The organism is Actinokineospora sp. (assembly GCF_050699995.1).
Taxonomy (GTDB): Bacteria; Actinomycetota; Actinomycetes; order Mycobacteriales; family Pseudonocardiaceae; genus Actinokineospora.
In genome coordinates this window covers 1-12,255 of sequence record NZ_JBOHGC010000263.1, presented here as the reverse complement: position 1 = coordinate 12,255, position 12,255 = coordinate 1, and the positions used below count along the sequence as shown (strand labels likewise).

At 69.6% G+C, this 12,255-nt stretch carries 12 protein-coding genes; 8 read left to right on the top strand and 4 right to left on the bottom strand.

The window, feature by feature from the left end:
* From ACRDSQ_RS13510 to ACRDSQ_RS13500, 3 genes are all read right to left on the bottom strand, one after another.
* Nucleotides 1-204 (bottom strand): zinc ribbon domain-containing protein (locus ACRDSQ_RS13510; RefSeq protein ID WP_431421370.1); only part of this gene is annotated, 204 nt, incomplete at its 3' end.
* Nucleotides 205-270: 66 nt separating this feature from the next.
* Nucleotides 271-738 carry a winged helix-turn-helix domain-containing protein gene (locus ACRDSQ_RS13505; RefSeq protein WP_431421368.1) on the bottom strand — a complete coding sequence of 156 codons (468 nt, stop codon included), beginning with the start codon at nucleotides 736-738 and terminating at the stop codon, nucleotides 271-273.
* Nucleotides 739-875: 137 nt separating this feature from the next.
* Nucleotides 876-1,925: a hypothetical protein gene (locus ACRDSQ_RS13500; RefSeq protein ID WP_431421367.1), complete on the bottom strand. Its 1,050-nt coding sequence runs from the start codon at nucleotides 1,923-1,925 to the stop codon at nucleotides 876-878.
* A gap of 146 nt (nucleotides 1,926-2,071) precedes the next feature.
* Here ACRDSQ_RS13500 and ACRDSQ_RS13495 point away from each other — a divergent pair, with 146 nt between their 5' ends.
* A complete protein-coding gene (locus ACRDSQ_RS13495) occupies nucleotides 2,072-2,836 on the top strand; it encodes a hypothetical protein (protein ID WP_431421365.1) in 765 nt (254 codons plus the stop codon).
* Nucleotides 2,833-4,092, top strand: a complete 1,260-nt coding sequence (locus ACRDSQ_RS13490) for a DUF6923 family protein (protein ID WP_431421364.1) — start codon at nucleotides 2,833-2,835, stop codon at nucleotides 4,090-4,092. Before ACRDSQ_RS13495 ends, ACRDSQ_RS13490 begins: the two co-directional genes overlap by 4 nt.
* Nucleotides 4,093-4,146: 54 nt before the next feature.
* On the opposite strand, the gene ACRDSQ_RS13485 is transcribed toward ACRDSQ_RS13490, so the two are convergent.
* A complete protein-coding gene (locus tag ACRDSQ_RS13485; RefSeq protein WP_431421362.1) occupies nucleotides 4,147-4,590 on the bottom strand; it encodes a S1 family peptidase in 444 nt (147 codons plus the stop codon).
* Between the two features lie 571 nt (nucleotides 4,591-5,161).
* On the opposite strand from ACRDSQ_RS13485, the gene ACRDSQ_RS13480 reads away from it, so the two are divergent.
* The 6 genes from ACRDSQ_RS13480 to ACRDSQ_RS13455 form a co-directional block, all read left to right on the top strand.
* Nucleotides 5,162-5,650: a helix-turn-helix domain-containing protein gene (locus tag ACRDSQ_RS13480; RefSeq protein WP_431421360.1), complete on the top strand. Its 489-nt coding sequence runs from the start codon at nucleotides 5,162-5,164 to the stop codon at nucleotides 5,648-5,650.
* 197 nt (nucleotides 5,651-5,847) lie between these two features.
* Entirely contained in the window at nucleotides 5,848-6,201 is a 354-nt protein-coding gene (locus tag ACRDSQ_RS13475) for a hypothetical protein (protein ID WP_431421359.1), read from the top strand.
* A 158-nt stretch (nucleotides 6,202-6,359) separates the two neighbouring features.
* Nucleotides 6,360-7,388 carry a phosphate ABC transporter permease subunit PstC gene (pstC, locus tag ACRDSQ_RS13470; RefSeq protein ID WP_431421358.1) on the top strand — a complete coding sequence of 343 codons (1,029 nt, stop codon included), beginning with the start codon at nucleotides 6,360-6,362 and terminating at the stop codon, nucleotides 7,386-7,388.
* Nucleotides 7,388-8,545 (top strand): phosphate ABC transporter permease PstA, encoded by a 1,158-nt coding sequence (gene pstA, locus ACRDSQ_RS13465; RefSeq protein WP_431421357.1) that lies wholly within the window; start codon nucleotides 7,388-7,390, stop codon nucleotides 8,543-8,545. Before pstC ends, pstA begins: the two co-directional genes overlap by 1 nt.
* Before the next feature lie 8 nt (nucleotides 8,546-8,553).
* A complete protein-coding gene (pstS, locus tag ACRDSQ_RS13460) occupies nucleotides 8,554-10,095 on the top strand; it encodes a phosphate ABC transporter substrate-binding protein PstS (RefSeq protein WP_431421356.1) in 1,542 nt (513 codons plus the stop codon).
* The coding region (locus tag ACRDSQ_RS13455) for a hypothetical protein (RefSeq protein WP_431421355.1) at nucleotides 10,092-12,255 on the top strand (2,164 nt) is incomplete at its 3' end. The genes pstS and ACRDSQ_RS13455, both read left to right, overlap by 4 nt.

Below are 12,255 nucleotides of genomic sequence, written 5' to 3'. Positions count from 1 at the left end.
GGTCTGACATGGGTTTCCATCGGGCTCGTTTCGTGTCGCCCCGCAACTCGGGGAGGACATGCCACCCGCTACCTCGCCCACCAGTTGGGCGAGGTTGCGGGCGGCGTTGAGATCACGATCCAGCGTGAACGCGCACTGGTCGCAGTGGAACGTCCGCGAGCATCTCCTTGACTCGGTACCCGAGCTTCGCGAACTCCAGCGCACCACTTCGCGCGTGCCCTGCACACCTCGCCGTCGGGGTATCGGCGGGCGTTTCGGGGCTGAGCGTGCTCAGGCCTCGACCACCGCGAGCAGCGGATCCGCGAACTGGTAGCCGATCCCGAGAACCGTCCTGATCAACTCCCGGTCCGCGTCGATCTTGCCGTGCAGCCTGCGGACGTGGACGTCCACCGTCCGCTCGCTGACATACGTGGTGTGCCACACCTCGGCCATCAGCGCCCGCCGCCGGTGCACCCTGGCGGGTCGCGAGACCAGATAGTGCAGCAGGTCGAACTCCAGCCTCGTCAGCGCGACCTCACGTCCGCGCCAGAACACCTTGCGGGAGCCCACGACCAGGCGCAGCGGGGCTGACCGCGGCAGTGGGACGACAACTCCGGGCAGCGGGTCGATCGACTCGACCGTGCCCAGGGCGCGCAGCGCGCCGAACAGGTCGGGGAGCCGGTCCGCGTCGGCGGTCAGGTGGACGGTCAGGTGGACGGTCAGGGCGGTTTCGGGCGCGCTGAACAGAGGCGTGGCCATGGTGGGTCCAAAGGGTGCGAAGTGACTGGGATGTCGGCGGCGGTCAGGGCCGACATCGCAGCACCACGGTCACGGTTCGCACACGCTGAGTCGACCAGGGCCGGGACACGCGGTCAACGGTGTCCCGGCCTCTGGGACTACTCCGGGAAGTGCTCGATGGCCAGGTACGGGTGCAGCGGTCCCGCGTTGCGCGGCAGGAACCACTCGTCGAAGTCGAGGCCGGGGGTGCCGAGCAGGTCGATGTCGTCCTCACCCTCGGTCGCGAGGTCGAAGAGCCGCTCGTGGTCGAGGTCGGCGAAGGCGTGCTCGTCGAACGCGGTGAGGATCTCCTTGATCGGCAGCTCGTCGAGCAGGCCCGCGAGGTCGAGCTGGACCGCGGCCTCGCCCTTGAGCACGTGCAGCGCCAGCGCCTCCGCGGTGCACAGCGGCGCGACCCAGTCCGGCTGCGACAGGCGGTACCCCAGGATCGACGTGGTCACCAGGAACTGCTTGGCGAACAGCGCGCCGTAGTGGTCGGCGTAGCGCAGCGGGAGCTGGTTGATCACGCTGAGCGCCTCGACCTCGCCCGCGGAGCCCTCAGCGTCCTCCAGCTCCTGGATGTCGGCGAACAGCTCGTCGGTGAGGATCTCCATGCCCTGCACCAGCGCGCCCGCCACCAGCCGGGCCGCCTCCTCGGAGATCACGCACTCGGGGTCGTCGGGGTTGTGGCCGAACGCCTCCGGGCCGAACGCGCGCAGCGTCGCCGCCGAGACGAGCAGCTCATCGCGCAGGGCGGTGATCTCCTCCTCGGTCAGCTCGGCGTCGTCGTCCTCTTCCTCTTCCGGCTCGGTGATCTTGGCGCCGAGCGCGGCCTCGAGGTCGTCGTCGGTGGCGATGACCTCGCAGCGGCCGACCGCCCACCCCTCGAGCAGCTCGGTCTGCGCGATCATCTCGGTGAGCACGTGCCGGGCGGCCTCCTCGGCGAAGGCCAGGGCGGGCGAGTCGACCAGCCAGGTGATCACAGCGCCGGTCGGGTGGACCGCGATCCGGTGGTCGAGCGGCTCCACCTCGATGCCGTCGGGACCCTCGATCCCGGCCAGCAGGTCGAGCTGCTCGTCGAGGAGGGCGGCGACGCCGTGGCGCTGCAGCGGGTCGAGGTCGGAGGTCCCGGACGCGGGGGACAGGCTGGCGGTGAGCTGGTATTCCACGGGTGGAGTGTAGGAGCGCGGAGTGCACAGCCGGCGTCGCGGGCGTCATCCGATCGAGTACAAAGATCATCCAGACGCGAGGTGCGCTGCACCGCCCAATTCGATTTCCTTGGTGTTTAAGACATTTTCCTCTGGGAAGGATGGGTATGGGCATCTACGTCGCCAGCCTCTTCTGGGTGTTGGGCGCGGCGGTCGTCGCGGGTGTGGTGGCCTATGTGGTCCGCCGGGTCGGCGAGACGCACGGCGTCGTCGAGAACAACGAGGCCGCCGGCCAGGTGTTCACCATCGTGGGCGGGCTGCACGCGGTCCTGCTCGCGTTCGTCCTGATCTCCCTGTTCGACGCGGTCAGCCACGCCGAGGAAGGCGCCTACCGCGAGGCCGACAGCCTGGTCGCGACCAGTTGGGCGGCGGACGCCCTGCCGGAGCCCACCCGGTCGGAGGTGCGCGACCTGTCGGTGTCCTACGCGAGCACGGTCCTCGACAAGGAGTGGCCACTGATGCGTGAGGGCAACGGGGACGCCGGCGAGCAGGGCTGGCGCGACCTCGAACAGATGCGCTCCGCGATCAGCCAGGCCACCGCCGCCGACGAGTGGCAGAACGACCAGAAGACCGAGGCCGCGGACAAGCTGTGGGAGGTCTACCAGGCCAGGCAGGAGCGCCTCGACGCCGCTGGCAGCGAAGGCGTGAGCGACGTGGTGTGGTTCGCCCTGCTCGCGGGCAGCGTCATGTCGGTCGCGCTGCCGCTGCTGTTCGGTGGGCCGCGGCCGAAGACCCACATCCTGATCGTGGCGGTCCTCGCGGGCACGCTGTCGCTGCTGCTGTTCGCGACCCACCAGCTGCAGAACCCGTACGCGGGCGGCGCGCAGGTCGGCCCGGACGCGTTCGAATCGGTCTTGGCGCGCTTGCAATGAGCCGACGCCTGCTCGCGTGCGTCGTCGCGGCCTGCACGGTCGGGGCGGCCGGCGCCATGGCCGCCACCGAACCTGGCGCCGCGGCGCCCGCGCGGGCGGGTTGCGTCTTCCTACGGGTGCACAGCATTGGTGAGCTGGGCTTATCGGTGTTGACCAAGGTCCGCTTGGCCGACGGCGCCCTCGACCGCGTCGGCGTCCTGGGCTACCGCATCGACGCGCTGGGCCACGAGCCCGGCAGCCCACTGTCCTACGGCCTGGCGAGCAGGAGCCTGACCGGCCCGTTCACCGACGGCGCCCACGTGATCACCATCGACACGAAGGGCGTGGCCCGCGACCTGGGCCCGGTGCGCGGCCCCGGTCTACCCGAAGACCGCCTCACCGGAGCCACGGCGGGCACCATCCACCAAGGCGACCTCGTCGTCCGCGACGGCCGCTACCTGTACGCGATCGAACTGGATCCGAAGAGCCCCCACTACCTCGGCCTCGCGCGAACCACTGAGCTGCGCCCGTTCGAACTGGCCCGCACTGTCGACGACTTCGACACGCGAAACGGGATGCTCTACGGCGTCTCGGCCCATGTCGCGTACTACGGGAAAGTGGTCAAGATCGACCCCGTGACCGGCAGGGTCAGCTACGTCCTGGGGCCCAAGCTCCCCGACGGCCGCCCCTATGGCGCCGCCCTCATCGGCCCGGACGGCGCCCTCTACGCCGCCGCCAACCGAGTCTGGGGCCGCAGCCGCTTCTACCGGGTAGACCTTTACAGCCCCCAGGCGACAGTCCGCCCCATCGCCATCTGGCCCGCCGTCGACGCGGCGGACGCCACCGGCTGTGTCGCGACTTCACCCGCACCCACCCCGCCCCCGGTGACGGGCCCGACCGGCACGAACACGGTCGTCCCGCCGCCCCCGGTCGCGGGTCCGACCGGCACGAACACCCGCCCACCGGCTCCGGGGGCGGGTGCGCCCGGAAGCAACACAAGACCCGAGTCTCCGGGGGTGACCGGTCCGCCCGCGACCAACAGCCGCCCACCCACCGTGCCACCGCCGCCGCCGCCACCGCCGCAGGCCGCGGCACCGGCACCTCCGCCTGCCGTGCCCCAGCCGAAGCGGCCGAAGGACCGGCGGGCCGAGGACGCGGCCCCGCCGGTGATGGACGGCCGGGCCGAGAGCACGGAGAAGAAGCGGCATTGGGGGTTGGCTGTGCTGGTGATGGTCCTGGGCGCGGGCGCCGCGGCAGGCCGGGTCCGACACCACTGAGCGACCGGTCAGGCTGAGCCGCTTGCGGGTGATGGACGCCCGGTGTTCGTGCGGTTATGCGGGTCCGGTGCCGTTGAGCGGGCGGAAGGCCGCGCCCGGCCACACCACCACCTCGTTGGCGGGGGCGTCGACATACCAGCCGGTGACCGAGTCGGGCGCCGTCCGCGCCCGCTGGTCCAGTGTGGACTGGACGTGCTCGAGCGCGGTCGCGCTGCGGGCTACCACCTTGGCTTGGGCGCCGGACTCGCGGACCTCGCTCGCGCGGGTGGCGTCGGTGACGCCGACGACGAACTTTCCCGTCGTGGTGTCCAGCCATGAATGTGCGTAGGCGCCACCCAACTGGTCGCGCAGCGACTGCTCGGTGGCGGCCAGTGTGGACGGACTCGCCGACGCGTCCAGAACGGACGCGGGTGCGGCGGACGCCGGTGTGGCCAGCGCCGCCGCGGTCACGGCGGCGCAGATCAAGGGCAAGGCGGAACTCAAGGTACGTCGACTCACGAACGGCCTCCATAGGCAGGGGGATTGGGCCGGAACTGCGACGGTGTACACCTGACGAGCGACGCTACGCCCGCCCATCGGTGACCGGTATCGACTATCCGTGCGCTCTGCGTGACCCGGGTCTCCGGTGATTTGGTAACAAGATGTGGCGATATCGCGCAGCCGGGTGACCCCTCAAGGGGTGAGAAGCCTCGTCTGGCTCAGTGTCCACATCGCACTGGTAGTCCCCTGGACGTCGAAGCGCCCCGGAGGCGTCCGGCACGACGGCCTCCGGGGCGCGCACTCTCGACGTGTCCGCCCCACCTTGCGTCAAGCGGGTCCTCGATGCGGACCACGAGTTCCCGTGCCCCGCGAGTATGTGCCCGCGAATCCCGTCGGTCCAGGGCTACCAGCCGGTAATCGGACGGGTTTTCAAGATCTACTGTGGGTTGCCCGAAGTGAACCCCTCTCACTCGATCGGATAGCAGTACGCGCGGTACGGGTACCGCGCGCGCAAAAGTGCGTAGCGTTGCACCACAACGGCGTAAGTACTGGTCAAAGATGGTGTCGGGGACGCCGGATGGGGCGTGTGATGGACGGGGCCGCATACCAACGCGCCCTCGGGCGTGAGCTGCAGCGACTCCGCCTGCGGCGCAAATGGACTCGCGCGCAGTTGGTCAAGCAACTGCCGAGCGAGCTCTCCGCCCAGGCGCTCGCCTCCTATGAGACCGGCACGCGGTCGTGCACGGTCGTCCGGTTCATCGAACTCTGCGGAGCGCTGGACGCGTCGCCGCACGACCTCCTCGAACGCGTCCACGACCAAGTGGTGCACTCGGAGTTCCCAGCCACCCTCCGCGTCGACCTCGAACGGCTTGCGGAGGACCACCGGCCGGAACTGGCGCCCGCCCGCGGCTGGGCGCACGCGGAGGTGGCCCGGCACGCCGCCCAGGCGCGCGAACTGGACCTCGCCGCCCTGGAGTCGCTGGCCGCCCTGTGTGGACTGCCCACAGTGGAACTCATCAGGATGCTCCGGCGAGACGCCGAACAACTCGATTCACCACGTGTGGGCTCGGCCAGTTAATTTCCGCCCCACGTTTCGTCCCTGAATATCGGGCTAACCGTATTCGACTGCCCGCGCAGCGTGAGAGAAGTGGCGCGGGCCGTCTGGCGTGAGCGCGATCGCAACCTTTCGCATGTGCGAGATTTCGCTGTCGTTCATCCGCGCGGATGACGATTTCGTCGCACGGTCGGGGTGCGTCAGACGAGGGAGAAACCCATATGGCCGTCGCCCGCTTTCAGATCTACCGATCCGCAGGCAACGGAGTCACCTGGCGATTCCTGTCCGCCAACAATCGGAGTCTCGGTCAGGCCGCCGCGGGTTTCACGGACACCGATCACTGTGTCAGCGCGGTTCGTGAACTCTGTGACCAGCTTGACTCCGCGTCCACGGCGATCGTCAGGGAGGGGCCCAAGCAGCTGTGGTCGTGGCGGGTCCGGGTCGCCGACCGAGATCTCGCGGTTTCCAGCAGGCAATATCACCGGCGAGTGCAGGCAACCTACTCATGCCGGAGTTTCGTCGAACTCGTCAGTCAGACACAGAACACCCATCTGCTGCGGGCGGTTCATTTCTGATAGCCATTTGCGCCTATTCTCGACGCCGCCATTCGGCCTATTGGTGTCGATATGCGGCGGGTCATTCGTTCGTTGTTCATGAGACAACCCTGGGCAGGCCAACTGGTCCGGGTTGGGTCGACGACATCACCAGCCAATCCTCTGTGGAGTAGCCCCGCATGTCTCAAGTGATCACCGCGCCCGGCTCGGTCGGGCACGAGGTCCGGCCGCCGGACGGCCCGCGCCGCCGGGTCCGCCCCTCCGGTGGCGTGGACCGCGTGTTCCGGCTGGTGCTGCGCACCGCGGGGGTCGCCGTGCTCGCGGTCATGGCGACGGTGGGCCTGTTCCTGCTCACCCGGGGGTCGAGCGCCTTCGCCGCGGCGGGGTTCGACTTCCTCACCGTGGCGGCCTGGGAGCCGGACTCGCTCAACTTCGGCATCGCGGCCGTCCTGGTGGGCACGGTGCTCATCGCGGCGGTGGCGCTGACCGTGGCGTTCCCGCTGGCGCTGGGTGTCGCGCTCTACATCTCCGAGTACGCCCCGCGACGGATCCGGCGCGTGCTGACCAGCATGGTCGACCTGATGGCCGCGGTGCCCAGCGTCGTCTACGGGCTCTTCGGGTCGGTCTTCCTGCAGTGGCAGGGCGTCGACATCCCGCGTTGGCTGTCCGTCCAGTTCGGCTGGGTGCCGTTCCTGAGCGTGCCGGGCGCCGACCCGGACAACCCGCTCGCGGGCGACTCCGTCTACGTCACCTCGACGTTCTGGGCGGGCCTCATCGTCGGCTTCATGGTCATGCCGTTCATCTGCTCGGTCATGCGCGAGTCGTTCACCCAGGCGCCGCAAGGGGAGCGTGAGGGCGCGCTGGCGCTCGGGTCGACCCGCTGGGGCATGATCCGCAGCGTCGTGCTGCCCTTCGGCCGCAGCGGCATGATCGGCGGGACCATGCTCGGCCTGGGCCGCGCGCTCGGCGAGACGATCGCCGTGGCGATGATCATCTCGCCGGTCTTCACCATCCAGACCCACATCCTGGGCAAGGGCGGCCACTCGGTGTCCGCGCTGATCGCCCAGCAGTGGGGATCGGCGAGCGTGTTCGGCCTCTCCGCGCTGATGGCCGCCGGGCTCGCGCTGTTCGCGCTCACCCTGGTGGTCAACTTCGCCGCCTCCGCTGTGATCGCCCGGAGCCGGTCCGGCCAGGGGAGCGACGCCTGATGTCCACTGTGGATTCCTTCGAGGTGCGCCGCGACACCGCCACCCTCCGCAAGGCCGATGTCGTGTCCATGTTCGGCGCGATGGTCGCGGCCGTCGCCATGACGGCGCTGCTGTTCGACCAGATCGCGCCGTTCTCCGGGGCGGTCGGCTTCATCGCCATCGCCTACCCGCTGTTCCTCGCCTTCTACGCGCTGCTGGTCTCGTTGGAGGAGAACGGACTCACCGTCCGCGACAAGCTCGTCTCCGCGATCGTGCACAGCCTCGCGCTGGTCGCGCTCGGGGCGCTGCTGTTCATCGTGGCCTACCCGCTGGTGATGGGCCTCGAAGCGTTGGGCCACGCGAACTTCTTCACCGACGACATGTCCGACGCGGGCACCTTGGACCCACTCGAACTCGGTGGAATCCTGCACGCCGCAGTCGGCACCCTGCAGCAGATCGCCGTCGCCTTGGTGATCACTGTCCCGTTGGGACTGTCGTGCGCGGTGTTCCTCAACGAGACCAGGGGATCGTTCACCCGACTAGTGCGGACCGTGGTCGAGGCGATGACCGCGCTGCCTTCGATCGTGGCAGGCCTGTTCATCTACGCCTCGCTGATCCTGGTGCTCGGGGTACCGCGCTCCGGGTTCGCCGCGGGCTGCGCGATCAGCGTCATGATGCTGCCGATCATGATCCGGGCCGCGGACGTGGTGGTGCGGCTGGTGCCGAGTTCGCTGCGCGAGGCCTCGCTCGCCTTGGGGGCCGGGCAGATGCGCACGGTGTGGCACGTGGTGCTGCCGACCGCGCGGTCCGGCCTCACCACGAGCGTCCTGCTCGCCACCGCCCGGGGCATCGGGGAGACCTCGCCGGTGCTGATCACCGCCGGATTCACCCCGTACCTCAACCTCAACCCCTTCAGCGACGCCCAGGTGTCGCTGCCCCTGGCCACTTTCCAGCTGATGGCCTCCTCGGAGGAGACCATGAAGCAGCGGGGATTCGGCGCCGCCGCGGTGCTGATGGCCATGGTGCTGGTCCTGTTCGGCTTGGCCCGGCTGGTCGGCGGCCGGGAGCCGGGCAACCTGTCGCACCGGCAGTCGCGCCGACGCGACAAGGCGTCGCGCCGCGACCGCGAGCGGTTCACCGCGGGCAACCGCACCGTCACGTCGCCGGAAACGCAATGAGGAGAATGATGTCTCGACCCCTGGTGGGGCTCATGTCCGTGCTCGCCGTCCTGTGCACGGTGATCGTGGGGTTCGCCCCCGCGGCCGCGGCGCAGGATTACGTGCCGATCAGCGGCTCTGGGTCGACATGGAGCTTCAACGCGCTCGACCAGTGGCGCAAGAACGTCAAGCAGTTCGGCATGAAGATCGAGTTCAGCGGCCAGGGGTCCACGGAGGGTCGCAACCAGTTCAAGTTCGGCCAGGTCGACTTCGCGGTCTCGGAGATCCCCTACGGGCTGACGGACCGCAACATCGTCGAGACCAAGCCCGCGGACGGGACCTACGCCTATATGCCGATCGTGGCGGGCGGCACGTCGTTCATGTACAACCTGAACATCGCGGGCAAGCGGATCACGAATCTGCGGCTCTCCGGCGAGGTCGTCACCAAGATCTTCACCGGGGTCATCACCAACTGGTCGGACCCGGCGATCAAGGCCGACAACCCGAATCTGGCGCTGCCCGCCCGCAAGATCGTGCCGGTCGTGCGCAGCGACGGCTCCGGGAGCACCGCGCAGTTCACCAGTTGGATGGCCGCGCAGCACGGCAAGCTCTGGGACGACTACTGCCGCCGGGCGGGGCGGACGATGACGCCGTGCGGCTTCACGTCGTCCTACCCGGTGATCGAGCCGATCGTGGCGCAGGACAAGTCGAACGGCGTGGCGAACTACGTCCGCCAGGGCCAGAGCGACGGCGCGATCACCTATGTCGAGTACTCCTATGCCAAGAACGCCGGCTTCCCGGTGGCGAAGCTGTTGAACGCCAAGGGGTACTACATCGCGCCGACGGCGGAGGCGGTCGCGGTGGCGCTGCTGCGGGCGCAGATCCGGCCCGACCTCACCCAGGACCTCAGCCAGGTCTACGGGGACATGGACGCCCGGACCTACCCGCTTTCCAGCTACAGCTACATGATCATCCCGACCGTGCCGAGTGCGAAGTTCAGCCAGGCCAAGGGGCGCACGCTCTCCGACTTCGCGTACTACTTCCTGTGCGAGGGTCAGCAGCAGGCCCAGCGGCTCGGGTTCTCGCCGCTGCCGATCAACCTGGTCAGGGCCGGACTCGACCAGGTGGCGCGGATCCCTGGGTCGACGAAGAAGCCCACCGACATCGGCAAATGCAACAACCCGACGTTCTCCGCCGACGGCACGAACACGTTGGCGGTGACGGCGAAGCCGCCGCCCGAGTGCGACCGGCGCGGGGGACCGGCCCAGTGCACCGAGGCGGGGGTTCCGGCGAAGTCGGCGACCAATGGCCAGGCCGCCGCCGCGGGCCCGGTCGTGCCGGGGGACGCCGCACCGGGCGAAGCGGCGCCCGCGGAGGTGGTCGACGCTGCGACCGGGGAGACACGGAGCCAACTGGCGGGGGGAAGCGCGTCGGCGGTGCCGGTGTCGGTCGATCTGCCGCAGGACGACGGCACGCTGCTGATCGTGGTCGCCCTCGTGCTGTTGACGGCTTTGGTGGTCGGACCGCCGCTGGTGGCCAGGCTGCTGCGCAAGACGGGAGTGCGGCAGTGAATGTCATCAGACTGGTGTTGGCGGCGGTGATGGTGGTCTCCGGGGTGGTGATCGCCCAGCCCGCAGCGGCCGAGCCCACGCCGTCGCAGCTGACCGTGCGCGGCAAGGACCGGTTCAAGGACTTGGAGATCACCGTCTCGCAGACCAAGGACCTGATCAACCAGACGATCCGGCTGTCGTGGAAGGGCGCCACGCCCACCGATCCGGCCCGCGGCAAGAACTACCTGCAGATCATGCAGTGCTGGGGCGACGACCCGGCCGGACCGCGCCGCGAGCAGTGCCAGTACGGCACTCCCATGGGCATCTACGACTCCAGCGCCATGTGGTCACGTGCCTTGCTCTACGGGGATTTGCACCGCGATCCGCTCGAAACCCAGGCGCAGGTGCCGAACGGGAGCACGTATGTGCCGTTCGAGCCGGTGTCCGGCGCGCCGACGAAACCGACCGAACCGGGCTATGGCGAGTACTTCGACGCCGCCACCACCAACGAGATCCAGCTCGCCGCGACCAGGGAGGACGGCACCGGCGAGGTCGACTTCGAGGTGCAGACCGTCACCGAGTCCTACGGCTTGGGCTGCGGCAAGGTGCTGCCCACCGGCAAGCCGCGGCACTGCTGGCTGATGATCGTGCCCCGCGACGACGTCGAGACCAGCGGCAAGGTCGTCGGCGCGCCCGACGGATACTTCCACAACTACCTGGACTCCTCGCCGCTGAGCCGCTCCAACTTCAAGAACGCGATCCCCGTGCCGCTGGCGTTCCTGCCGGTCGGCGAGGCCTGCGGGCTCGGCCGGGCGGAGCGGCCGCTCACCGGGCACGAGTTCGTCGCCCACGCGGTGCAGCGCTGGCAGCCCGCGATGTGCGCGGGCGACGGTCCGGTGTTCGGCTTCGCGCAGGTGCCCGACCGGCAGGCCCGCGACCAGCTCGCAGGATCGGACCCGGGCCTGGTGTTCGTCTCCAAGCCCGCGGACCCAGGACTCATCGCGTCGGGGGCTCCTGTGGTCTACGCGCCGATGGCGGCCTCCGGGTTGGCACTCGGTTTCATCATGGAGCGACAGGCGGCCCCCGGCAGCCCGCCCGAGATCGCGGTGCACGACGGAAAGCCGATCGAGGAACTGAACCTGACACCGCGGCTGGTGGCCAAGCTGCTCACCCAGTCCTATCAGGACTCCGTGCCCGGCGTCCCCGCGTACTTGAGCAGCAACCCCACCCGGCTGCGGGCCGACCCGGAGTTTCTCGAGCTGAACCCGGAGTTCAAGACCTATGGGTTCCTCATGCAGACGGTGGACATCCTCGCGCCGTCGATCGACCAGGACGCGACGGCGGCGCTGTGGGCGTGGATCTCGCAGGACGCCGACGCCCGGGCGTTCCTCGACGGCAAGCCCGACCCGCACGGCATGGTGGTCAACAAGAACTACCTGAACCTCTCGCTGCCGGTGGAGAACTTCCCGAAGGCTGACCTGTCCTGTGTCATCAAGGAGTTCAACGGGGTCAAGGCGCCGCTGTGCCCGCAGACCCTGCGCCCGCTCGCCGCGGACATGCACGAGGCGGGCCGGGCGGTGAGTCGCGGCGACAGCCTCGGGCGCACACCCAGCGGCCTGGCCGACCCGAACGACCCGACGCTGCCCGGATTCCAGAAGGTCGGCAGGCTGCCGGTGGGTCGCCGCGCCCAGATCGCCGTCGTGGACACGGTGACCGCCCAGCGCTACGGCCTGCTCACGGCCAAGTTGCGCAACGCGGCAGGGAAGTTCGTCGAGCCGACGAACGAGGCCCTGACCGCCGGGCTGTCGGAGATGGCGCCGACCAGCGTCCCGGGTGTGGTGGCGACCAACCCGGCGTCGAAATCGGCGAACGCCTACCCGCTGACGAACCTGACCTACGCGGCGACGGTCCCGTCCGCGCTGGACGCGGCGGCGGGCCGGGACTACGCGGACCTGATCCGCTTCGCCACCGGGGCGGGCCAGGTGACCGGCGACGGCGCGGGCGAGCTGCCCAGGGGGTACCTGCCGCTGCCCGCGGCGCTGCGGACCCAGGCGCTCGATGCCGCCGAAGTCATCGCACGGGACGCGGGCAAGCCGTTGAGCACAACGGAACCGGAGCCTGCTCCCGAGCCCGCGGCGCCCGAGCCTGCCCCCGCGGCGGCCCCCGCGCCCGTGCCCGGTC